The sequence below is a fragment of the Pseudomonas sp. DL genome (assembly GCF_047199225.1).
Taxonomy (GTDB): domain Bacteria; phylum Pseudomonadota; class Gammaproteobacteria; order Pseudomonadales; family Pseudomonadaceae; genus Pseudomonas; species Pseudomonas aeruginosa.
In genome coordinates, this window is the sequence record NZ_CP178323.1 from 2361265 (window position 1) to 2381813 (window position 20549).

Genomic DNA, 20549 nt, shown 5'->3' on the forward strand with positions numbered 1-20549 from the left:
CGTCGGATCCGGGAACGCCCGGCGTCAGGGCGCTGCCTGCTCGCAGAGATCGTTGCCGAGGAGGCGCGCGCCCAGGCCGCGAAGCAGGTAGGTCTCGACATGGCTGCCGTCCGGGCAGTCGACTCGGTAGCCGAGCGCCAGGCCGGCAGAGAGAAGAACGAACAGGAACAGGCCGATATGTTGCAGTTTGCTCATGGTGTTTTCTACGAAAGAGGCTTGAGGGCGCAGGCGCTGCGCCGGGCGATTCTAGTGCAATGAGGCAGGGGGAGGAGCCGATTTGCATGCCTAAGCGTTCTACATGGTCCAGGGCGCCCAGCGATTCGACAGTCGCCCTGCGCCGATCGACGGCGAGCCGGAGCGAATCCGGCTGCAACTGCGTCTGTACCTGGGTTGAGCCGTTGACGGGCGCTGTCGCTGCCTTTATAAGACCGCCTCACGCAGCCGGCAGGCAGTCGAAGATGAGCGACGAAGACGATATTCACGAACCCGAACACGATCACCTGCTGGATAACGATTACCTCGAGGACGAGCGTGACGAAGATACGTTCGGCGCGCTCGACGAGCCCGATGCCTGCGGAACCGGCAGGCGACGTTCCTGCGAATATTGCGACGCGGTCCAGGTGCCAGTCGATAGCGAGGGTTTCTCTATCTGCGCCGATTGCGCAGGGCTGGAGGACTAGCCCTGGTCAGACGCTGACCACCCGGTTGCGTCCGGCACGCTTGGCGTCGTACAGCGCGGCATCCGCCCGGGCGAGTGCCTGTTCCGGTTCTTCGCCGCTGCCGGCCAGGGTACAGCCGGCACTGATGGTCACCGGCACGGACGTGCCGGCACAGTCGATCGGGGTCGCTTCCATCAGTTCGCGGATGCGATTGGCGATCATGGTCAGTTCCGTGGTCTCGCGGACCCGGACCATCGCCACGAACTCCTCGCCGCCGAAACGCGCCAGGAGATATTCCGGCCGCAGCGCCGCGCGCAGTCGCGAAGCCGCCTCGCGGAGGACGCTGTCGCCGGCCCGGTGCCCCAGGGTGTCGTTGATACGTTTGAAATGGTCGATATCGCTGTAGATGATGCCGATGCGCTGGTCGCTGGCCCGCGCCAACTCCAGTTCATGCTGGTGCAGCGCGTGGAAGCCGGCCCGGTTCCACAATTGGGTGAGGGGGTCGAGCAGTGACTTGCGCTGCTCCCGGTCGATCTCCTGGCGCAGGAAGCGGGTGTGCTCGGTGAGGCTGCGTAGCTGGAGATATCCTTCGGCCAGGATCGACAGTCGATTGAGCTGGCGTCCTTCCCGGAGATTCAGCAGCCGCGGGCTCGGGTCGATCAGGCAGAGTGTGCCGATGGCCTGGCCATTGCTGGCGTGCAGGGGCTCGCCGGCGTAGAAGCGGATGAAGGGCGGCCCGGTGACCAGCGGATTGTCGTGAAAACGCGGATCCCTGGAGGCGTCCGTCACCATCAGCGGTTCGCTGGCCAGGATGGCGTGGCCGCAGAAGGACAGGTCGCGCGGCGTCTGATCGGCATCCAGGCCGATACGGGCCTTGAACCATTGGCGGTCGTGGTCGATCAGACTGATCAGCACGGTCTTCACCCCGAAGGTTTCCCGCGCCAGTTCCACCAGGGCGTCCAGGTAGTGTTCGGCGGGGGTGTCGACCAGCGCCATGTCGTCCAGGGCCTGCTGGCGCAGGGCTTCGTCGGGAGGGAGGGGGCAGGCGAGCATACTGGATCCTGATCACGGTGGAGACTTTCGTTATAGCTGCCGGACAGGCTGAAGGCCAGCCTGGCGTCCGCAGTCGGCGCAAGGGTGAAGAGGGCAAAAAAAATCCCGGCCGCGTGGAGCAGGCCGGGAAAGGATCCAGGGATGTACAGCGCCCACAGCTTATGTCGGCGGCGGTTTCGATGAAGCTGCCGGATCTGGTAGGCGCGATTTTCGCGTCGATGTGTGACCCGCTTCGCCGACTATCCTGGCAAGTGGGGTCGCGAACCAATAGGATTTGCGGGTTTTATTCAATCTGGGTGAATGCGTGCAGGAAATCTACTCTGAAGAACAGATGCGCAAGGCGCTGGGCCTTGCCGAAACGCGACCGAAAAAGGTCCGGACCGAGGCCAGCCAGCCGGTCCGCTACACCATCGTCGAACTGAGCGTGCGCAAGGGCGGGGCGGGATTGCCGCTGCGTTTCGAACATCGCTCGCGCTCCATCAGCAAGGTCACCGCGCAACTGGAAGCGGAGAAGGAAGCCAAGCGCCAGGGTTACCAGGTCTGGGCGCTGCTGGATATCCGTCAGATCTGAGCGAGGCGCCTGCGCGGGGCGCGGCATTGTCCTGGTCTCGGTCCGGCTGCTAAGGTGCGCAGCCCATCGATACAGGAGTCCGGAACATGGAACTGACGATCTTCCAGGTAGACGCATTCGCCGACAGTCCCTTCCAGGGCAATCCGGCGGCGGTCTGCCCCCTCGATGCCTGGCTGGACGACGAGCGCCTGCAGGCCATCGCGGAAGAGAACAATCTTTCGGAAACCGCCTTTGTCGTCGGCCGCGACGGCGACTATCGATTGCGCTGGTTCACGCCGCAGGTCGAGGTGGACCTGTGCGGTCATGCGACCCTGGCGACGGCCTGGGTACTGATCCACAAGCTCGACGACGCTTCCCCGGTACTGCGTTTCGCTACCCGTAGCGGTGAGCTGAGCGTGCGGCGCGAGGGCGACTCGCTGGCGATGGACTTCCCGGCCAAGCGTCCGGAGCCTTGCGCGACACCGGACGGACTGCTGGAGGCGCTGGGTATTGCCGAGGCGGAAGTGCTGAAGACCGACGATTACCTCGTGGTGGTCGACGACGAAAAGACGATCGCCGCCCTGGCGCCTGACTTCGCCCGGCTGAAGGGCTTGCCGTGCCGCGGGGTGGCGGTGACCGCGCGCAGCCAGCGCTTCGATTTCGTCTCGCGCTGGTTCGGGCCCAACGTCGGCGTCAACGAAGACCCGGTGACCGGTTCCGCGCATACCTCCCTGGCGCCGTACTGGGCGCAGCGCCTGGGCAAGACCCGGCTGAGCGCCGAGCAGGGCGGGGCGCGCAAGGGGCGCCTGGAATGCGACGTGCGCGGCGAGCGGGTGGTCATCTCCGGCAAGGCGGCGTTGTACATGAGCGGTACGCTCCATCTCTGATCCCGAAGCAGGAGTACGACGATGCCGGCACCGCAGGTAGGCGTGGGCGTCCTGATCTTGCGGGACGGCAAGGTGTTGCTGGGGCGCCGCAAGGGCAGTCATGGCGCTGGCTGCTGGTCGGCGCCCGGCGGCCATCTCGAGTTCGGCGAGGCGGTGGAGGACTGCGCCCTGCGCGAAGCCCTGGAAGAGACCGGCCTGGCGCTGAGCGAACTGCGCCACGGCCCGTTCAGCAATGACGTCTTCGAGGGGCGCCACTACCTCACCGCGTTCATCCTGGCCGGTTGCGCGGAGGATGCCGAGGCGCGCCTCATGGAGCCGGACAAGTGCGACGGCTGGGCCTGGTTCGATTGGGCCGATCTGCCGGAGCCGCTGTTCGCGCCCCTGGCGAGCCTGCGCCGGCGGGGCTATTCGCCCTTCGACCCGAAGCGCTGAGCGACAGGCAAAAAAAATCCCGACCGCGGGGGAGCTGGTCGGGAAATACCCTTGGGGTTCGCACACACCGTGAGCATAGGCCAGTCCGCAACGGCATCAAGAGGAGCCTGTTCGAACTGCTAGGCCCCTTTGGGGGCCGTTCCACTGTCGTCACCTCCGCTCGACGGCGAGCGAAGGGGTTGCCCGCTTGCGTTGCGGTATCCAGAACAGCATCAGCGGCAGCAGCGAGGCCCAGCCCAGCAGGACATCGCCGGCCAGGTGGATGTGTTCGCCGGGCATCAACAGTCCCTGCAGGAACATCAGGCCGAAGTGCGCGGCATTGGCTGCCACGGTGAAGTCGATGAACAGCCGGTGGCGGAAGGGCTGGCTGGCGGCGCGCCAGAGGAATCCGCCCCAGACCAGGTAGATCGTCGAGATCATCAGCTCATAGTGCTGTCCGCCGCCTTGCTGGTCGCCCCAGCGAACCAGGCGGAGCAGCAGGCGCCCGGCGTCGGAGTCGAGCAGCGACTGGTCGAGCCGCAGGAGCAGCGTGGCCAGGGCCAGGCCGAAGAACAGCAGGAAGCCGCCGGCCATCAGGCGAATGCTCAGGGTCAGCCAAGGCGTGGCGGAAACCGGGGAAGAGGAGGCAGTCATGCAGATCACCTGTAGGCCATGTCGATGGCGTTGCCTTCGGTCAGGTCGTCAAAATCCGCACGGCGGAAAGGGCGCTCTTCCCGGACGATGGTGCGCACCCGTTCAATGTATTCGCGCATGGCGCGGCGGGTATTGCCCTGGGAGGCGGCGGAGAGGAAGCCGGCCTTTTCGCTGGCCATGCCCTCCGTCCAGTCGCGGGAAGCCGCCTGGTAGATCGAACGCTTGATCAGGCGCACCGCTTGCGGTGAGCGCCGGGACAGGCGTTGCGCCAGCGCGTCGGCGGCTTCCAGTAGCTCCTCCGCTGGCGCCAGCCCGTTGACCAGGCCCAGCGCAAGGGCCTGGCGCGGCTCCAGCAGTTGCCCTTCCAGGCACAGCTCCAGGGCCCTGGCTACGCCCAGGCTGCGCGCCAGCATCTGGGTGCCGCCGCCTCCCGGTATCAGGCCGATGAGTACTTCCGGCTGGCCGAGGAAGCGTTCCACCTGGTCGTCCTCGGCCATCAGGCGCAGGTCGCAGGCCAGCGCCAGCTCGCAGCCGCCACCCAGGGCCAGGCCGTTGATCGCGGCGATGAACACCTTGTCCATGCGGCGCATGTGCGCGGTGACCTCATGGAACAGGTTCATGTCGGCGACGCCTGCCAGCAGGGTGCGCCGCAGCAGCTTCCTCGCCCCAGGCAAGTGGCGCAGGAGGCTTTCGCTTTCCAGCAGCAGGCGTGTCAGCCAGGCCGGCATGGAAAAGGTGATGGGGGCGACGGCGCGCTCGATCTCGTCGACGTCGAAGTGGGTCAGGAAGACCCCGTCCGCCGCTCCGGAAAGGATGACGGCGCCGATGTCCTGGCGTTGCTCAAGGTCGTCCAGCAGGTCGGCCAGTTCCTGCATCACCGCCGTGGTGAGGAAGTTCGCCGGGGGATTGTCGAGCAGGACTTGCAGGACGCGTCCTCGTTGTTCTATGCGCAGGTGTCGCGGTGCTAGAGTCATTGCGGCTTCCTCATTGGATAACGAGCGTTATATAAAGATCATTATCCAATGTGACGACATCGTCTCCCCAACCAACGGATAGTCGGCATGCGCTACAAACCGGAACAGAAACAGGCCACCCGCGCCCTGTTGTTGAGCAAGGCCGCTCCGCTGGTGAAGCGCCAGGGCTTCGCCAGCACCGGCCTGGACACCTTGATGAAGGCGGCTGGTCTTACCACCGGGGCGTTCTACTCGCAGTTCTCCAGCAAGGCGGAGTTGCTCGAAGCGATCCTGCAGCGCGAGCTGAGCGCCCAGCACGATGCCTTTCCGCTGGACAGCCTGGAGCAACTGGCCGGCGCCACCCGTCTCTATCTCAGTCGCGGTCATGCGCAGCATGCCGACATGGGCTGCCCGATTCCGGCGCTGGCCGCCGAGGTGGGCCGGGCAGGGCCCGAGGTGCGGGAAACCTTCGAACGCGCCCTGGAACAACGGCAACGGCGGCTGGCCGAACTGATGGGCGACGAGAACCGGGCCTGGGTGCTCACCTGCCTGTCGGTCGGCGCGGTGCTTCTCGCGCGTGCCCAGGCGAGCGAGGTGGCGCGTGACAAGGTCCTGGATGCGGCGCTGGAGCATGCGCTGGTCCTGCTTTCGGCGAGCGGAGCGGTTTCGCCGCAAGCGGACCGGGACTGATTGCACAACTGCAATGTTCGGCGTCTAGCGTCAGGCTTTCCCTCCGACAGGTAAGCCCATGAACGCCCATCATCTCGAACTCGCCAAGGCCCTGCTGGTGTTTGCCCTTGCCGTCGCCGGCCTGGTGGTCGGTCTCATGCCGATGGAGTTCTGAGCGACGCAGGTCCGGCTTCGCGCTTTTCCCTCGTCTTCGAGTGGTCTCTGGCGTTGCACCGGTTTAGGATGCGCGGGTATTTCGGAGCCGCTTCGCTTGGCGTCGCCCGCCGCTGCGCTCCGAAACCGAGCATTGCTCGAACCAGAACGAGATCGAAGGTGCATCGCCACGAGCGGCGCACGGCCTGATGATAGATGGAGGCAACATGAGCGCGGCTCAGCCAGGCATTCTCACCCCGATTCCGGTGGTGGGTCGCTACCTGTTTTTCAGCATTTCCCAACCCGAGCAGGTGGCCGCGACCTTGGCCAGCCTGGCCGCGGCCACCGATGGTTACCAGCTGGTGGTGGGTATCGGCCATTCGCTGATGCTCAGCCTCGGCAAGACCGTCGAGGGCATGAAGGACTATCCGGTGCTCGCCGCGCCCGGCATCGACCTGCCGTCCACGCCCTCCGCGCTGTGGTGCTGGCTGCGCGGCGAGGATCGCGGCGAGGTGACGCTGCGCTCGCACGCGCTGGAACGGTCGCTGGCGCCGGCCTTCCAGCGGACCGGCGCGGTGGATGCGTTCCTCTACGGCGAGGACCGCGACCTGTCCGGCTACAAGGACGGCACCGAGAACCCCAAGGGCGATGCGGCGCTCGAAGCCGCGCTGGTCTCCGGGCGCGGTGCGGGCCTGGATGGCGGCAGTTTCGTTGCTGTCCAGCAGTGGCTGCATGACTTCGACCGGATGCAGGCGATCCCCGGCGAGGAGATGGACAACATCATCGGCCGCCGCAAGTCCGACGACGAAGAACTGGAAGACGCGCCGGCCTACGCCCACGTCAAGCGCACCGAGCAGGAAAGCTTCGAGCCCGCCGCGTTCCTCCTGCGGCGCGGCGCGCCCTGGTCCGACGAGCACCGCGCGGGGCTGTTGTTCGCCGCCTTCGGCCGCTCGTTCGAGGCCTTCGAGGTCCAGTGGCTACGGATGATCGGCGTGGAAGACGGGGTGCTCGATGGCCTGTTGCGTTTCACCCGGCCGATCAGCGGCAGCTACTTCTGGTGTCCGCCCATGGCCGACGGCCGCCTCGACCTGTCCGCCCTCGGCCTCTGAGCCCGCCGCGGCAGCAGGCCAGGCCTGCTGCCGCGTCCTGCGCGGCGCTAGTGGGCGGTGGCCACGGCGGCCTCGTCGATCAGCGCCGCTACTTCCTTCGCTCGCGAGGCCAGTGACGCGTGGCTGGCATCGAGGGTGACGATCTTCCTCGGTGCGATCCGCGCGGCCATCCGCTCCTGGTTCTCCGGCGCAATCATGCGATCGGCGCTGGAAATCTGGTACCAGGAGGGCTTGCTCTTCCAGGCCGGGCTGCCGATGGCATCGCCGAAAGTGCTGGCCAGCGGAGCCTTCTGGGTGATGCTCATGACCAGCCCTTCGTCCGCAGCGAGATCCTGGCAGAAGCTTTCGTGGAACCTGTCCGCCTTCACCCAGAGATAGCCATCGCTGTCCGGCGCCAGGTTCGCTGCGGCCAGGGGCAAGTGCTCCTGGGTGATGCCACCGGGACTTTCGCCGCTGTCGGGGGCGAAGGCGGCGATATAGACCAGCCCGACCACATTCGGCTGGTTGCCGGCCTCGGTGATCACCGCGCCGCCATAGGAGTGTCCGACCAGCAGGACCGGCCCCTGTTGCTGCGCGATCATCTTGCGCGTCCGCTCGGCATCGTCCGCCAGCGAGGTCAACGGTAGTTCGACGGCATGCAGGTTGTCGTGGCCGAGGCGTTTCAGTTCGAGAATGACCTTGCTCCAGTGGGCGGCGCCGCCCCAGAAGCCGTGGACCAGGATGATTGCAGGCAGGTTGCTCATCGTGTTGCTCCCTTGTGGGTGGGGGTTGCTGGCATGAGGCATCGCCCGGCGAGCATACGAGGTCGCGATGGGCGGGCGATAGCGGGAGTCGAGGACGTTCGTCGAAAAGAACAACTCCTTGTTCCGGTAGGCGACGTGTTATCGGCGCGGCGGTATGTTGCAAGTCCGGACCCGACCGATCGGGTTGTCGCGACGGGCATGGAGGGGTGATCGGTCGGTCGGGTTCGCGTCTTTTCGGGGCACCCGAATCTGAAAAAATCTTGCTTCTCGCCATACCGGGAGAGCGGGGCGGGTAGATTTTCTTCCGAATCCTTCACTTTCTACCCGGTCATGGAAAAAGCTCTGAAATTGGCGTCATGCCTCTACGGCCTGCTGATCCTGCTCAGCCTGGCGATGGTCGCCTTCCTCAGCCAGTTTCCGTTTCTCCTCAGCTCGGGAGCGGAAAACCTCTCGATGTCGATCCTGCCGCTGCTGATCCCGCTGATGGTCGGGCTGGTCGTCTGCGAGGCGGTGCGGGCGGTGGTGCCGAAGAAGCGCTAGGCGCGGGGCCGGGATCAGCGGCCGAGAATGCGCTGGCGGCGCAGCCGGTACTGCTCGTAGGGAAGGCCCTGGCGGTTCAGCTCTTCCAGCTGGCGTTCGCTGGCGCTGCGGGAAAACGATTCCTCGACTATCGAGTCCGGCGTGACAGGCTGTGCGCAGGCGCTGACCAGCAGCACGCCCAGGACCAGGGCAATGCGTGGCATGCGATCTCCATGGACTACGGCAGAAGGGAAAAAAAGGCCATTACCAAGCGGGGGGAGGGTTGGTAATGGCCTGTACAAGGGACATTTGCCAGGCCTTGGGGATCTGGCGAAAAAGACGATATCAAGGGGGAATTTGATTAGCCAGCTAACAAAGTGGAATGAAGTTTTGCGGCAGGCGTAACAATTCTGTCCGAATCGTCATTCTTGCGTCACCGCCGGGACAGAGCGGTTTCGGCAGACTGCGGGGGAGTCGCCGAAGGAGATTCGTCGTGGACGATACGCTCAGGTTCGCCTCGCGCTTGTGCAAGTTCATCGTCGCCGCCAGCTTCCTGCTGGTGGCGGTCGCCAGCCTTTGCCTGTGGTGGACGGGCCAGGCCTACGAATACGCGGCGCTGGCGTTCTTTCCGTTCGCCGTACCCATGCTGCTGCTGATCATGGTCTGCGACCTGCTGGCAGCGCTGAATGGCAGGCGTCGCTGAGCGCCCGGGCTGCCTAGCGCTTTCAGCTAGGCCGATGTCGAACCCAGACAACCGGCGCCCCGCGCGTGGCCCTATGGTGAGGCATTCATCCACTGCCTTCCTGGAGCGACCATGTCAGATTTCATCACCGTACTGCGCGATACCTGTCCCGTACCCGTGCTGGACGCCACCAAGTGGAAGCGGATCGACGGCGATCCGCATACCGTCAACCTCAACGCATACGCCTCGGCGGACGGCAGCAAGCTGATGGGCACCTGGATCTGCACGCCGGGCAAGTGGGAGGTGAACTACGAACGCTGGGAGTTCTGCCACTTCCTCGACGGCTACTGCATCATCACCCCGGAAGGCGAGCAGCCGGTGCACCTGAGGGCGGGCGACGTGTTCGTCATCGAGCCGGGCCTGCGTGGTACCTGGGAGGTGGTGGAGACGGTGCGCAAGTACTTCGTCTTCGCCTGACGGTATTGCCGGACGTCCGGCATCCCTGCCGGGCGTCGCGCCTCAGTCCTGGTGGACGATGCGGCGGATGGTGCCGCCGCAGGACTGGTAGCAACTGCGGTACTCGTCCTGGCAGTCGTCGCCGAAATCGAAGTTGCGCTGCGGGTAGGGGCAGGACTTGCGCTTCTTCTTGTCGCTGTTCTGCATGCAGTAGTTGTAGGCCGTGCTCTGCGCCTGGTAGAGCGCCTCGTCCTGGCGCTGCTGCAGTTTGGCGAGGGTCTTGCACTGGCGCTTCTCGGCATTGCATTGGCTCACGCAGTGCAGGCCGGCATCGCTGGTCGGCGGAATGTAGGAGTAACTGACGCTAGGGCCGCAACCGCCGAGCAGCAGGGCAAGACCGAGGAGGGGGAGCAGAAGGTGTTTCCGGAACGGCATTGTCGATATCGATAAGCAATGGCAAGCGAGAGCGAATGCTATCACCGGCTTTCCGATGCTGTACGGCGCCACCCGATAAGGTTGAACTGGCGCACGAAACGCAAAAAAGAAAACCCCGGGACTGGCCCGGGGTTCTCGTCGCGCTCGTGGGTTCGATCAGAACACGCTGAACGGGTACTCGACGAAGGCACGGATTTCGTTGCCGTCGTCGTTGTACGAGCGAGCGTCGTTGGAGACACGCAGGAACGAGCTGCGCAGACGCAGGGTGAGGTCCTTGGCCGGACCGCTCTGCACCACGTACTGGACCTGGTTGAAGATCTCGCGCTCCTTGCCGTTGCTGGTCTCGGCGGTCTTGATGTTGTCGCCGCGCACGTAGGCTACGCGGTAGGTCAGGCCGGGCACGCCGTACTTGGCGAAGTCCAGGGCGTAGCTGACCTGCCAGGAACGCTCGTCCTCGGCGTTGAAGTCCGACCAGTAGGAGTTGGCCAGCCAGATGGTGGTGCCGCCGTCGCCGATGCCGCCGGCGTTCTGGTACCAGCCGTAGTTGTAGCCGGTGTCGCCGGTGTTGCGCTGGTGGGCGATCATGAAGGTGTGGGCGTCGATGGTGTAGGACGCCGCCAGGCTCCAGATCTTGTTGTCGCGGTTACCGTTGAAGTTCTGGTCGGCGAAGTCGCTGTCCAGCTTGGTGCGATAGCCGTTGAAGTCGAAGTTCAGCGACTGGTCGGCCTGCAGCGGGATGGTGTAGTTCAGGTTGATGTACTGCTTCTTCAGTACGTCCTCGACGTCGGAAGCGTACAGCGAGGCGTTGAAGTGATCGGTGAAGGCGTACTTGCCGCCGAACACGTTGATGCTCTTCAGGCCGCCGCTGTCGCGCCCTTCGGCGCTCTTGCGGGATTCCGCGGTGAAGCGACCGGCGTTCAGCTCCAGGCCCTCGATCTCCTTGGAGGTGATCAGGGTGCCGCTGTAGCTTTCCGGGAGCAGGCGCGAGTTGTCGTAGCTGAGCACCGGCAGGCTGGGCATCTGGTCGCCGTACTTGAGCACGGTGTTGGAGATGCGGAACTTCACCGCCGCGCCGCCCTTGGACAGATCGTCCGCCGCGGAGCCGCTGTCGCCCTGCTTGAAGAAGTCGATACCGGCGGCGCCGCTACGACCCTTGCCGCCGTCCAGGCGTACCGCGTACAGGCCGAACGCGTCGACACCGACGCCCACCGTCCCCTGGGTGAAGCCGGAGGTGAAGGTGGCAGTGGCGGCCTGGCCCCATTCGGCCTTGTCCTGCCGGCCATGTTTGTAGTCACGGCTGATGTAGCCATTGCGGAAGAACAGATCGAGGTGGCTGTCCTCGACAAACCCCTTTGCTGCTTCTTGGTCATTGGCCATCGCCTGGCTTGCAGTCGCGATGCCCAGTGCCAGCAGGCAAATCCTTTTCTTCAACATCTTATTGTTCCTGGTTGTTGGCTTGATGTGCGCTGAAATTGAAGGAAGCGCAAGGTTCGAAGTGCACGGGAGTCATTTGTCCCATTTACCGTGCGTGGCGGTTCTGGTTTCTTGTTTCTCCCGTTGGCGGCGCAACAATACCAGAACATTGTTCGATCCAAGAAAGCTTCGAGTCATTTGCTAATAACCAAAGTGCAAGGAAAGCCCCTTCCATAGGCTCTGAATCGGGCGTTGCCGGATCGCTTCGTCATGCGCCTGCAATATCAACCTTATCGATAAGTACCATGCCGCGAAGTCGCTGCAGTTCTCGCTTTGGGCGGTGATACCGTCGAATCGTGAACGGATCGACAAAGAGGGACGTGACATGAAGATTCTTATCGCTGTATTCGCCGCCCTGGCCCTGTCCGCCTGTGCCTCGCCTCCCGCTTCGAACGCCCCGGCGCTGGCCGCCAGCACCAGCAAGGCTCCCTACGATTACGCGATGTGCGTCTTGCCCAAGTGGCAACGCCAGGCGCCGGGCGTGGCGCTGGTGGAGGAAGGCCGCGGCTATCGCCTGGCGGACGCCGGTCAGTGGCTGGAGGTGCAGCCGGCGAGGGGTGGCAGCCTGGTGCGAATCCATGATCAGCAGCCCTGGGTCACCCGCGGGGCCTTCATCGATGCGGCCAGGACCTGTTCCTGAGCCGCGAGGAAGAGGGAAGAGCTCCGGCCCCCCTAGCATGAAGTGTCCGGAGCTCTACGGCCGCAAACGGAGGATGGCCGCAGAACGATCATCTGCCTATGGCCGGCGCTGCGCTTGATCGAGATCAAGTACTGGAGGCCGGGGAGCCGGCGTGTGCGGCGATTCGCGTGGCGGGTCTCGTTTTTTCTGTGAAGTGCATTGCATAACGCTTCAATCGGGACGGGTGGCCAGCATGCCAACCAGTTCCTGGGCGGCCTTGCGCAATGGCTGGTTTTTCAGCCAGATAGCGTGGACAGGCAGTTTCAGCTCGTTCTTGGTATTCCTGAAGTCCAGGCGTACCAGCCTTCCCGTTGCCAGCAGCGGCGCGACCCGGGACAACGGGAAATTGCCCCAGCCGATCCCCGCCTCGACCATTTCCAGCGCCGTGCCCAGGCTGTCGGTGCGCCAGCAGGCGCCGGCGATCAGCGGACGGGTGTCGGCCAACGGCAGGTCGCAACTGGCCACCAGGATCTGCCGCACGTTCACCAGCTCTTCCAGGTACAGCGCCTGCCCCGGCTTCTGCAGGGCGGGATGGCGCGGCGAGATGGTCGCGACCAGCGATTCCGCGCCGACATACTGGAAGCGCTCCTGCGGGTTCACGCTGATGCCGGCGAATCCGAAGCACAGGCTGATGCGGCCGCCATGGAGCAGGGCGAGGGCATCGTCCTGCGCGGCGCTGAGCACCTCGACATCGAGCAGCGGGTAGCGCTCGGAAAGGGTGCGGAGGGCGCCGAACAGCCGCCCGCTGTCGATGTCCGCAACCACGCCGAGCGACAGGCGGCTTTCCAATCCCTGGGAGAGTTCCAGCGCATGCACCTGCAACTGGGCGAGCTGCTCGGCGATCATCCGCGCTTGCGGTGCCAGGGCCCTGGCCAGCGCCGTAGGACGGGCTTCGCGGTGGGTTCGCTCGAAAAGGGCGAAACCCAGCTCCGCCTCCAGGTTGGCGATGCCCATGCTCACCGCCGAAGGCACTCGACCCAAGGCACGGGCGGCGCCGGAAAAGGAGCCGCGGTCGAGGACGGCGAGGAACAGCTCGATGGTATCGCTGGAAAAGTTCATGGCAATTCTCCTATCAGCAGATCTGAAAGCTGCTGACTTTTTCTGTCAAGAAAATTGATCCAACCTTGCCCGCCTTTCCGCTATCACGCCCGAGAGGTCCACGTGCAAGGCATCAAGCGCAAATTGGTCTACGTGACCGCCTACGAATTGATCGGGATGAGTATCTCGACCCTGGGGCTGGCCCTGCTCGCCGGTTCCACGCCCACTACCACCGGCCCCCTGGCGGTGGTGATCACCACCGTCGCGGTGACCTGGAACTTCATCTACAACTGCCTGTTCGAGTTCTGGGAGCGGCGCCAGGCCGTGCGCGGACGCAGCATTGCGCGGCGGGTGGCGCACGCCATCGGCTTCCAGTTGACCCTGGTGGTCTACCTGATCCCGCTGATCGCCTGGTGGATGGGGATTTCCCTGCTGGAGGCGTTCTGGCTGGACCTGGCGCTGATCGTCCTGATCCCGTGCTACACCTTCCTCTTCAACTGGGCCTTCGATCGCCTGTTCGGCCTCCCGACTTCCGCGTTGCCGGCCGGCGAGGCGGCCTCCGTCTGAGGATTTTTTTTCTTCAGCGCCATTCGCGCTCGCCTTGGCCGGGGCAAATCGCCTACCTTAGACGGACGTGCGCTGTGGTGCCGGTTCAGGGAGGAAGTACGACCGCAAGCCATGAAGGTCTGCCCCGGCGAGGATGGGGTGCGGCATTTCGATGAACGGATTGGGGTCACTATGCGGATTTTGGGGATGCTACTGGGGACCGTCTTGCTGGCGGGTTGTTCGACATCGACGCCCTCGCTCGACGAGACGGACCAGGTACCGAAGGAGCGTTTGTACAACTACCAGTTCCGTGACGACGGCGACGCCTTCCTGGTGGTTTCCCGGGACCGCGAGTTCCTCGGCAGCGTCTGCAATACCCGCTTGATCATCGATAGCCGCCTGGCCGCCGAGATCCAGGCCGGCGAGAGCGCGCGTTTCCGTCTTCCGGCGGGGCTGCGGGTGGTATCCGTGCAGGGCGATGGGATCTGCCGCGGCGAGGCGCCCAAGCAGGTGGTGCATGTGCAGAACGGGCAGACCACGCATTACCGGATCACCGTGGACTCCGGCCTGAACATCGGCCTGGTGCCGGGCTGACGCCGGCGCAACGAAAAAAGCCGCCCGTGGGCGGCTTTTTCATGCGCGGCGTTTATTCGCTGACCGCTTTCTCGACCTTTTCGGACGCCGACCAGATCCGATAGCGGACCTCCACGTCCTTCGGCGCATAGACCACGATCGGCAGCTTGCTGTTGTAGCGCAGCAGGAAGCCTTCGCCGACCACCGGGATGAAGCGCTGCTCCTTCTTCTGGCCGGGGCAGGCCATCATCGTGCTCATCGGCCCGCTGACCTTGTCCAGGCGGTAGTAGGAGTAGCCCCAGCCTTCCAGGGTATGTTCTTCCAGCTCGCCGCCCAGGCGCTGCTGGTTGCAGTCGGCCTCGAGGGTCTTGCCGGCGATGATCTCGACCTTGAATGCGTCTTCCGCGTCCTGTTTCGGCAGGTGGATGACCTGGCGGGTGAAGCCGGCATCTGCCTTCGGGTAGGGAACCTTTTCATCCAGTTTGGCGGCCATGGCGGTGCTGGAAAGAGCGGCAACGCCGGCGGCGATCAGTAGTGCTTTCATGTCCTTGAGGTTCTCCTTACGTGGTAACGCGAGCAGGGTAAGACACCGAGGCACGGGTGAAAAGTTCAGTGGGGGACGTAACGGAATGTTCCATGTCCTGGGCCAGCCGGTCAGGGCACGGCCGAATCGCGGGCAAAAAAAAGACCATCTGCGGGGGGAGGGCGATGGTCTTCAAAGGAGCGTCGGGGACTTGGGGTTCTCCCGACGCCGCTACGATCTCACGCCGCTCCGCTGGGGAAAAATGCTTTGGACTGATAGTGGCTATCGATGCCGGTGACTTGAAATTCCCCGCCAACTCATAGCAAGTTCCGCACGATAGAGCCGTCAGCGCATCAGTTTGCGTTTTTTCAGCGGGTCAGTTGCAAGGCCAGTTCATCGACCTGTTCGGCCCAGTCGGAGTCCTCGGCCAGGGCCTCGCGCAGGAAGCTGGCCTGGGCAGGGTTCCAGAATGGCGCATCGGGCAGCGCCGTGCCCTCCTCGAGGTGGTGCCGGGCGAGAAAGGCGACGATGTCGTCCCGCCCAGCGGGGAGCCCCAACTGGCGGAACAGGTTGGAAAAGGTGTGCGGGCTGGTGTCCATGACGGTTCCTCCTGGATTCGCTGTTTTTCCACTATAGCCGGCGGGACGGCAGGGCCGCCGTGGGAGCCGGGGGTGGGTAATTTTGTCGCAGATGAAAAAGACTGTTGTGCGCGGCGTGCTTCATGGCGAAGGGGCGGGCGCTTATTATTAGCAAGCTAATGATAGCCGGAGTCAGCCTATGTCCAGAATCGAAGTCGCCGTGCTGGTGGGGACGTCCGTTCCCGAATCGCTGCGCAGCAAGGGATTGCTGGCCTGTTGGATCCTGATGGTGGACGGCGCCATGTGGGCCGGCCCCTTCACCAGCCGTGACGAGGCGGAAGCCTTGAAGGGAACCTGGGAACTGAGTTGGCCGCTGGAGGCGGCGATCTCCGCCTGAGCCAAGGCCCTTGCCTTGCCGAAAAGCCCGCCGAGCGCGGGCTTTCTGTTGCCTGCGGAAACGCCCTAGCGGCGGCCCACCAGCAGGCCGAGGAGGAAGCCGGCGCCGGCCGATACGGCGATGGTCTGCCAGGGATGGTCCTCGACGTATTCCTCGGTCGCTTCGGCGGCCGCCTGGCTGCGTTGCACCACGCCGCGGCGGGTGCGCTCGATGGCGTCGCGACCACGATGCAGCACGGAATTGATCTGTTCACGCAGGTTCGCGCCCTCCTTGCCGGCCAGGCTGCCGGTGCCGCTCATCAACTGGTCCACCTCGGCGATCAGGTCCTGCAGTTCGGCCATGGCCTGGTCCTGGATAGCCTGCTTGGCGCGAGCGGAGCGGGTTTTCAGAGTCATGTCGGTCTCCTTGACGAGGATGGTTACCTAGGTATGGAGTCGCCCGCTTCGCTGAAAGTTGCACGGCATGGCCTGCGTCGGGGGCTTCCGTAGCATGCGGGAGAGCCGTTTCAGGATGCCCCGGCCTCGCCGCGCAGGTAGCGGTCGAGGTCGATCGCTTCGCCGCTCTTGAGTTTCAGGCGTCGGCGCAGGTCGTCGAACATAGCGTCGTACTCGCGGCGCTGGCGCACGATCGGTCCCTGCCGCAAGCGCAGGCCGTGGCGCCGGGCCAGGCGACTGGCACGGCTGGCGAAATGCACGGCGGCGTCGCGCGGCAGTTCGAAGCTTTCGCTGAAAGGCTGGCCGTCGATCCGGCCCTCCATGTCGAAGTGTACGGCCACCGGGCGGGCCTCGGCCTCCAGGACCCGGTAGCGCAGGTGGATATCGAATGCCTGGCGGTCGACTTCGCTGGCCGAGGCGAGATGCAGATGGCCGGGAATGAACATGGCCTGCCTCCTTTTCGGATAACCGGGGAAATGCCCTTGCCTGCCAGGGTATGCTTCGCCGGCCTCGGGACGGCTGTCCCAGGTCAGTTTTTTCCGGATTGGAGCGGGGATGCGAATGGCGCTGGGAGCGTTCGGGTGTTGACTGACTGGGCCGCGTACGCCGGGCTGTTCCTCTCGGCGTTCGGTTCGGCGACCCTGCTGCCGTTGCAGTCGGAAACCGTGCTGGCCGCCTTGCTGCTGCGCGGCGGCCAGTCGGTCGCGTGGCTGCTGGCGCTGGCCATCGTCGGCAATGTGCTGGGTTCCTGGGTCAACTGGTGGCTGGGTCGCTACCTCGAGCATTTCCGCGGTCGCCGCTGGTTTCCCGTGGGCGAGGTGCAGTTGCTCAGGGCGCAGCGACACTATCGCCGCTACGGCCGCTGGACCCTGCTGCTCAGTTGGGTGCCGGTCATCGGCGATCCGCTGACGCTGGTGGCCGGCATCATGCGTGAGCCCTGCTGGAGTTTCCTGCTGATCGTCGGCCTGGCCAAGACGCTCCGCTACCTGGCCCTGGCTGCGCTGGTGCTGGGCTGGGCCGGCTGAGCGCTTCGTCGGCGAGCGTAGAACTATTTTTCGCGGGGCAATGTCCATTGCTGCGAGGTGTAACTGCCGCCTCATCGCCCCCGGGGCCTTTAGTTGCCGCTGTGGTCCCGGGGGCTTCTCTTTTCCTGCCTGTTTCCGGCGATGCGAGGTGCGCAATGTCGAGGGTGGTTGCGGGATCGCTGGTCTGCCTGCTGCTCGGTTCGGCGCCGGCCTGGGCTTCCACGGCCGAGGCGTGGCAGGCGCACGACGCCATGGTGCGTGCCGCCTGCCTGAAAGCCAGCGGCTTGCGCCAGGTGCGCGCGGTGGGGCAGGTACTGCCCTTCGACGATGAGGTGGGCTATTCGGCGCTGCTCCTGCAGGGCCGCTATCCGCAGCCGCACATGCAGGGCCGCCAGGGCCGCGAGCTGTGTCTGTACCGGCGCGCCACCGGCAAGGCCAGCGTCAGCGAGGCCGACGCCCTGCTCAAGCCTTGAGTTCGGGGTCGTCGTTGTCCGGAAGTTCGCGCTCGCCAGGGTCCTTGCCGTCTTCCGAATGGTGTTCGATCACCGCGTTCAGCTCGGCGCCGAACAGCACCACTGCCGCCGACAGGTAGAAGTACAGCAGGAGGATGATGATCGCCCCGATGCTGCCGTACATGGCGTTGTAGTTGGCGAAGTTCTTCACGTAGAAGCCATAGGCGAGGGACGCGGCGATCCAGGCGATCACCGAGAGCACCGAGCCTGGAGTGATGAAGCGGAAACGCTGCTCGACATCCGGCACCAGGTAGTAGAACAGCGCCACCGCGAGCATCAGCAGGAACACCGCAAGAGGCCAGCGCAGCCAGGTCCAGAGCGTCACCAGGTACTGTTCCAGACCGACCAGGCCGGCGATCCAGGCGATCACCTGCGGCCCGGTGACCATCAGGCCGGCCGCCACCAGCAACAACAGGGCGATGCCGAGGGTGTAGAGGATCGACAGGGAGAAGCGCTTCCATACCGGGCGGCTCTCCTTCACGTCGTAGGCGGCGTTGAGCGCGATCATCATCGAGCGGATGCCCGCCGAGGAGGTCCACAGCGCCACCGCGATACCGATCGACAGCAGGCCGCCTTTCTGCTGCTGCAACTGGTCGATCACCGGGTTGACCTGATCCATCGCCTCGGGCGGCAGCAGCAACGCCGCCTGCTCGCGCAGCCAGGCGAAGAACTCCGGCAGGTGCAGGTAGCCTACGAGGGTGATCAGCACCAGCAGGAACGGAAATAGCGAGAACAGCATCTGATAGGCGAGGGCCGAGGCGTAGGTCGGCATGTCGTCCTCGAGGAACTCGTTCACTGTGCGCTTGACCAGGCCGAACAGGCCTATTTCCCGATAAGCCGTACGGAACATTCCATCTCCTTGCTGTGTGCGTGCCGATGACGATCGACCACCGATGGCCGCTTGCCGCCAGGCATTTTCCGTTGGGTGAAATTCGTCGCGTCCTTTCTGGGACGCCACGGCGGGCGAATTGGTTCGTCGCCGGCGTCATCATTCGGTCGCATCCGTTAGCCAGACTGCGCCTGCCCGCCGCGCGGCGGGCCTCCGTCCAACTTCTCAGAAATGGAGCGCACCATGTCTGTCGACCTGAAGAAAATCGCCGCTGCCTTTCCCGAGTTCCAGTTGTCCAGCAAGAGCCGCCATGACGGCGCGCTGTTGTTGCAGTTGCAGGCCGCCGACGGCCGCTACGTGGCTCGCACCATACCCTCGCCGCAGCTCAGCGCGCCGCCGGAGACCGAGTGGCTGATCCGCAGCATCCGCCGGGAACTGGCCGTGCCGGGCATGGAAATGGCGATGGCGGCACGCTGAGTTTTTTCGCCGCGGGAACCGATGATGCGATAATTCCGCCTTTCCACACAGCTGACGGGAAGGCAATGAAGCGCGAGAAGGTTCGGGACAGGCAGGCGGCAGGGAAGATCTCGGCGACCCACATCATCGCCAATCCCACCCTGGCCAGGGAATGGATCGTGTTCTTCAAGAAGGACGGCGGGCGCAGCTATTTCCTGGTCGACGAGAGCGACGAGGTGATGTCGTTCCGCCGGCTCGACGACGCGGTCAAGGAGCTGCGCGGGCTGGGCATCAAGTTCGCGGAGATCCATCTCTAGGAGCGGCGTCGCGCGGTCGCCACTGGCCAGCCTTGCGCGCCCGCGCTTCTTCCTCGGCGAACCGGTACTGGCCGCGCGCCTCGGCCGTCTGGCCGCTGTCCGGCGCGTCGCGCCAGCTGGCCAGGCCAATGGTCAGCAGGGCCAGCCCGGCATCCAGGGTATGTCCGCAGGTGGGGCAGTCGGCCGGGGTGACCCAGGCCGCGCCGAGGATGCGGAAGCGCGCGTCGCGGCCTTGCTCGCGGATGGTCGCCGATTTGCCGAGCAGCATGTCTTCCAGGGCTTCCCGGGCGCGCCGACGCCAGGGCTCGGCGGCCGGTAGCTCGACGGCATTGAGCTGGATGCGCAGCGCCTTGTTCGCGCCGGGCAGGCGGCAGCCCAGGCTGGCGTCGTCATGTATCGCCACCACCGTGCAGTCGAAGCGGCGCTCCCCGGCGTCGGCGGCGAACGCCAGGGCGGCGCAGAGCGGCAACAGGGCGAGGGTGCGGAAGATCATGGGCTACTCCGGCGGAGGTCAGCGTCGACGCGAGGATAGGTTGCTGCAGGTCGCCAGGTCCACCGGGCCGACATAGGGATTGCCCCAGCCCATCACGCAGCCGACCATGTGGTTGCGCTGGCGCTCCCAGGTCTGTGGCGGGTACTGCTTGTGCCAGGCGTTGTAGAGCTGGCGATCCTGCTTCGACAGGCGCAGGCCGTAGCGGTCGCTCATGTAGAAGTAGGTGCGGGCGATCATCCCGCGAATCTGCGGGCGTGGCATCGCCTTGCGCGCCTTGAAGTCCACCACCATCGGGCAGGCGCCGTATTGCTGGGGTTTCTGCGGCAGCCAGCCGAAGCCGAAGTTGCTGCGGTCGCCGTTGACCTCGCCGATGCTCGGCACCAGGTTGTGCAGGTCGGCCTCGGCGCGCTGGTAGGTGCTGTCGTGCCTCGCGCAGTTGCTCCGCCCGCCGTTCTGCCAGCAGCGTCGCTGGTGACCGATCACCCAGGCCGGGACGATGTGTTCCCACTCGATGCGCCGCGCGCGGTTGGCGTTCTTCCTCGGCTTGTAGCCGCAACTGGCGAGGTCGACACGATTTCCCGAGTAGCGACAGCCGCAGTAGAACTCCACGGATTGCCGGGCGTAGAGCTTCCAGCCGATTTTCTTCGCTTCGGAGAACGTGCGCGGGGCGTTGGCCTGGCCGGCGCTGGCGAGGAGGAGGGCGAAAAGGCCTACAAACAAACGGGAAAGCATGCGGCAACTTC

The 20549-nt window shown here is 64.9% G+C and carries 33 protein-coding genes; 17 read left to right on the forward strand and 16 right to left on the reverse strand.

Annotated elements, in window-relative coordinates; genetic code table 11:
• Window positions 1-24: 24 nt before the first annotated feature.
• A complete protein-coding gene (locus ACI766_RS11190) occupies window positions 25-195 on the reverse strand; it encodes a hypothetical protein (RefSeq protein WP_003099153.1) in 171 nt (56 codons plus the stop codon).
• A gap of 263 nt (window positions 196-458) precedes the next feature.
• On the opposite strand from ACI766_RS11190, the gene ACI766_RS11195 reads away from it, so the two are divergent.
• Window positions 459-680, forward strand: a complete 222-nt coding sequence (locus ACI766_RS11195) for a hypothetical protein (RefSeq protein WP_003114427.1) — start codon at window positions 459-461, stop codon at window positions 678-680.
• Window positions 681-686: 6 nt separating this feature from the next.
• Here the strand turns inward: ACI766_RS11195 and ACI766_RS11200 are convergent, their stop codons facing one another.
• A complete protein-coding gene (locus ACI766_RS11200) occupies window positions 687-1712 on the reverse strand; it encodes a diguanylate cyclase (protein WP_016562042.1) in 1026 nt (341 codons plus the stop codon).
• 331 nt (window positions 1713-2043) lie between these two features.
• On the opposite strand from ACI766_RS11200, the gene ACI766_RS11205 reads away from it, so the two are divergent.
• The 3 genes from ACI766_RS11205 to ACI766_RS11215 all read left to right on the forward strand — a co-directional run bounded on the left by ACI766_RS11205 (window position 2044) and on the right by ACI766_RS11215 (window position 3581).
• A complete protein-coding gene (locus ACI766_RS11205) occupies window positions 2044-2283 on the forward strand; it encodes a hypothetical protein (RefSeq protein ID WP_003114425.1) in 240 nt (79 codons plus the stop codon).
• Between the two features lie 86 nt (window positions 2284-2369).
• Entirely contained in the window at window positions 2370-3149 is a 780-nt protein-coding gene (locus ACI766_RS11210) for a PhzF family phenazine biosynthesis protein (protein WP_003114424.1), read from the forward strand.
• Between the two features lie 21 nt (window positions 3150-3170).
• Window positions 3171-3581 (forward strand): nucleotide triphosphate diphosphatase NUDT15, encoded by a 411-nt coding sequence (locus tag ACI766_RS11215; RefSeq protein ID WP_003099138.1) that lies wholly within the window; start codon window positions 3171-3173, stop codon window positions 3579-3581.
• A gap of 150 nt (window positions 3582-3731) precedes the next feature.
• Here ACI766_RS11215 and ACI766_RS11220 read toward each other — a convergent pair whose 3' ends face one another.
• Window positions 3732-4214: a DUF6632 domain-containing protein gene (locus ACI766_RS11220; RefSeq protein WP_023115905.1), complete on the reverse strand. Its 483-nt coding sequence runs from the start codon at window positions 4212-4214 to the stop codon at window positions 3732-3734.
• A 5-nt stretch (window positions 4215-4219) separates the two neighbouring features.
• The gene (locus ACI766_RS11225) at window positions 4220-5188 is read right to left on the reverse strand and encodes an enoyl-CoA hydratase/isomerase family protein (protein WP_087823736.1); all 969 of its coding nucleotides are present in this window, start codon (window positions 5186-5188) and stop codon (window positions 4220-4222) included.
• A gap of 87 nt (window positions 5189-5275) precedes the next feature.
• Here ACI766_RS11225 and ACI766_RS11230 point away from each other — a divergent pair, with 87 nt between their 5' ends.
• Window positions 5276-5857: a TetR/AcrR family transcriptional regulator gene (locus ACI766_RS11230; protein WP_017002104.1), complete on the forward strand. Its 582-nt coding sequence runs from the start codon at window positions 5276-5278 to the stop codon at window positions 5855-5857.
• 341 nt (window positions 5858-6198) lie between these two features.
• On the forward strand, window positions 6199-7098 hold the full coding sequence (locus ACI766_RS11235) for a Dyp-type peroxidase (protein WP_087823734.1): 900 nt from the start codon (window positions 6199-6201) through the stop codon (window positions 7096-7098).
• A 47-nt stretch (window positions 7099-7145) separates the two neighbouring features.
• Here the strand turns inward: ACI766_RS11235 and ACI766_RS11240 are convergent, their stop codons facing one another.
• Window positions 7146-7841, reverse strand: a complete 696-nt coding sequence (locus ACI766_RS11240) for an alpha/beta hydrolase (protein WP_003119904.1) — start codon at window positions 7839-7841, stop codon at window positions 7146-7148.
• 348 nt (window positions 7842-8189) lie between these two features.
• Here ACI766_RS11240 and ACI766_RS11245 point away from each other — a divergent pair, with 348 nt between their 5' ends.
• The gene (locus tag ACI766_RS11245) at window positions 8190-8381 is read left to right on the forward strand and encodes a hypothetical protein (RefSeq protein WP_003099127.1); all 192 of its coding nucleotides are present in this window, start codon (window positions 8190-8192) and stop codon (window positions 8379-8381) included.
• Window positions 8382-8395: 14 nt separating this feature from the next.
• On the opposite strand, the gene ACI766_RS11250 is transcribed toward ACI766_RS11245, so the two are convergent.
• Complete coding sequence (locus ACI766_RS11250; RefSeq protein WP_003090821.1) at window positions 8396-8584, reverse strand: hypothetical protein; 189 nt, start codon at window positions 8582-8584, stop codon at window positions 8396-8398.
• 269 nt (window positions 8585-8853) lie between these two features.
• Here ACI766_RS11250 and ACI766_RS11255 point away from each other — a divergent pair, with 269 nt between their 5' ends.
• A complete protein-coding gene (locus tag ACI766_RS11255; RefSeq protein ID WP_003090820.1) occupies window positions 8854-9063 on the forward strand; it encodes a hypothetical protein in 210 nt (69 codons plus the stop codon).
• A 111-nt stretch (window positions 9064-9174) separates the two neighbouring features.
• Window positions 9175-9519, forward strand: a complete 345-nt coding sequence (locus ACI766_RS11260; protein WP_003090818.1) for a cupin domain-containing protein — start codon at window positions 9175-9177, stop codon at window positions 9517-9519.
• A gap of 42 nt (window positions 9520-9561) precedes the next feature.
• On the opposite strand, the gene ACI766_RS11265 is transcribed toward ACI766_RS11260, so the two are convergent.
• Both ACI766_RS11265 and ACI766_RS11270 read right to left on the reverse strand, forming a co-directional pair.
• Window positions 9562-9933, reverse strand: a complete 372-nt coding sequence (locus tag ACI766_RS11265; protein ID WP_003160518.1) for a hypothetical protein — start codon at window positions 9931-9933, stop codon at window positions 9562-9564.
• Between the two features lie 156 nt (window positions 9934-10089).
• Window positions 10090-11367, reverse strand: a complete 1278-nt coding sequence (locus ACI766_RS11270; protein WP_003099122.1) for an OprD family porin — start codon at window positions 11365-11367, stop codon at window positions 10090-10092.
• Between the two features lie 364 nt (window positions 11368-11731).
• Here ACI766_RS11270 and ACI766_RS11275 point away from each other — a divergent pair, with 364 nt between their 5' ends.
• Complete coding sequence (locus ACI766_RS11275) at window positions 11732-12046, forward strand: hypothetical protein (protein WP_003090814.1); 315 nt, start codon at window positions 11732-11734, stop codon at window positions 12044-12046.
• Window positions 12047-12256: 210 nt separating this feature from the next.
• On the opposite strand, the gene ACI766_RS11280 is transcribed toward ACI766_RS11275, so the two are convergent.
• The gene (locus ACI766_RS11280; protein ID WP_003099119.1) at window positions 12257-13144 is read right to left on the reverse strand and encodes a LysR family transcriptional regulator; all 888 of its coding nucleotides are present in this window, start codon (window positions 13142-13144) and stop codon (window positions 12257-12259) included.
• A gap of 102 nt (window positions 13145-13246) precedes the next feature.
• Here ACI766_RS11280 and ACI766_RS11285 point away from each other — a divergent pair, with 102 nt between their 5' ends.
• Window positions 13247-13690 (forward strand): PACE efflux transporter, encoded by a 444-nt coding sequence (locus ACI766_RS11285; protein WP_003090812.1) that lies wholly within the window; start codon window positions 13247-13249, stop codon window positions 13688-13690.
• A 186-nt stretch (window positions 13691-13876) separates the two neighbouring features.
• Window positions 13877-14263 (forward strand): hypothetical protein, encoded by a 387-nt coding sequence (locus ACI766_RS11290; RefSeq protein WP_003114417.1) that lies wholly within the window; start codon window positions 13877-13879, stop codon window positions 14261-14263.
• Between the two features lie 52 nt (window positions 14264-14315).
• Here the strand turns inward: ACI766_RS11290 and eco are convergent, their stop codons facing one another.
• A complete protein-coding gene (eco, locus tag ACI766_RS11295; protein WP_003090808.1) occupies window positions 14316-14786 on the reverse strand; it encodes a serine protease inhibitor ecotin in 471 nt (156 codons plus the stop codon).
• A 347-nt stretch (window positions 14787-15133) separates the two neighbouring features.
• Entirely contained in the window at window positions 15134-15364 is a 231-nt protein-coding gene (locus tag ACI766_RS11300) for a DUF2789 domain-containing protein (RefSeq protein ID WP_003090806.1), read from the reverse strand.
• Window positions 15365-15542: 178 nt separating this feature from the next.
• Between ACI766_RS11300 and ACI766_RS11305 the strand changes: the two genes are divergently transcribed.
• Window positions 15543-15740 (forward strand): hypothetical protein, encoded by a 198-nt coding sequence (locus tag ACI766_RS11305; protein WP_003090804.1) that lies wholly within the window; start codon window positions 15543-15545, stop codon window positions 15738-15740.
• A gap of 65 nt (window positions 15741-15805) precedes the next feature.
• On the opposite strand, the gene ACI766_RS11310 is transcribed toward ACI766_RS11305, so the two are convergent.
• Window positions 15806-16135 carry a DUF883 family protein gene (locus ACI766_RS11310; protein WP_003090802.1) on the reverse strand — a complete coding sequence of 110 codons (330 nt, stop codon included), beginning with the start codon at window positions 16133-16135 and terminating at the stop codon, window positions 15806-15808.
• 110 nt (window positions 16136-16245) lie between these two features.
• Window positions 16246-16620: a DUF5064 family protein gene (locus tag ACI766_RS11315; protein WP_003090800.1), complete on the reverse strand. Its 375-nt coding sequence runs from the start codon at window positions 16618-16620 to the stop codon at window positions 16246-16248.
• 135 nt (window positions 16621-16755) lie between these two features.
• Between ACI766_RS11315 and ACI766_RS11320 the strand changes: the two genes are divergently transcribed.
• Together ACI766_RS11320 and ACI766_RS11325 are read left to right on the forward strand one after the other, a co-directional pair.
• Window positions 16756-17199: a YqaA family protein gene (locus ACI766_RS11320; protein WP_003099113.1), complete on the forward strand. Its 444-nt coding sequence runs from the start codon at window positions 16756-16758 to the stop codon at window positions 17197-17199.
• Between the two features lie 155 nt (window positions 17200-17354).
• Window positions 17355-17672, forward strand: coding sequence for a hypothetical protein (locus tag ACI766_RS11325; protein WP_003108875.1), 318 nt, complete (start codon window positions 17355-17357; stop codon window positions 17670-17672).
• Here the strand turns inward: ACI766_RS11325 and ACI766_RS11330 are convergent.
• Window positions 17662-18561 carry a YihY/virulence factor BrkB family protein gene (locus ACI766_RS11330; RefSeq protein WP_003090797.1) on the reverse strand — a complete coding sequence of 300 codons (900 nt, stop codon included), beginning with the start codon at window positions 18559-18561 and terminating at the stop codon, window positions 17662-17664. The two genes, ACI766_RS11325 and ACI766_RS11330, sit on opposite strands and share 11 nt — an antisense overlap.
• A gap of 222 nt (window positions 18562-18783) precedes the next feature.
• Between ACI766_RS11330 and ACI766_RS11335 the strand changes: the two genes are divergently transcribed.
• Entirely contained in the window at window positions 18784-19017 is a 234-nt protein-coding gene (locus tag ACI766_RS11335; RefSeq protein ID WP_003090796.1) for a DUF3509 domain-containing protein, read from the forward strand.
• Between the two features lie 65 nt (window positions 19018-19082).
• Complete coding sequence (locus ACI766_RS11340) at window positions 19083-19313, forward strand: hypothetical protein (RefSeq protein ID WP_003090795.1); 231 nt, start codon at window positions 19083-19085, stop codon at window positions 19311-19313.
• Here ACI766_RS11340 and ACI766_RS11345 read toward each other — a convergent pair.
• Both ACI766_RS11345 and ACI766_RS11350 read right to left on the reverse strand, forming a co-directional pair.
• Window positions 19288-19806, reverse strand: coding sequence for a thermonuclease family protein (locus ACI766_RS11345; RefSeq protein ID WP_003114413.1), 519 nt, complete (start codon window positions 19804-19806; stop codon window positions 19288-19290). The genes ACI766_RS11340 and ACI766_RS11345 overlap by 26 nt on opposite strands.
• A gap of 18 nt (window positions 19807-19824) precedes the next feature.
• A complete protein-coding gene (locus ACI766_RS11350; protein WP_003099106.1) occupies window positions 19825-20538 on the reverse strand; it encodes an endonuclease in 714 nt (237 codons plus the stop codon).
• Window positions 20539-20549: the final 11 nt, after the last annotated feature.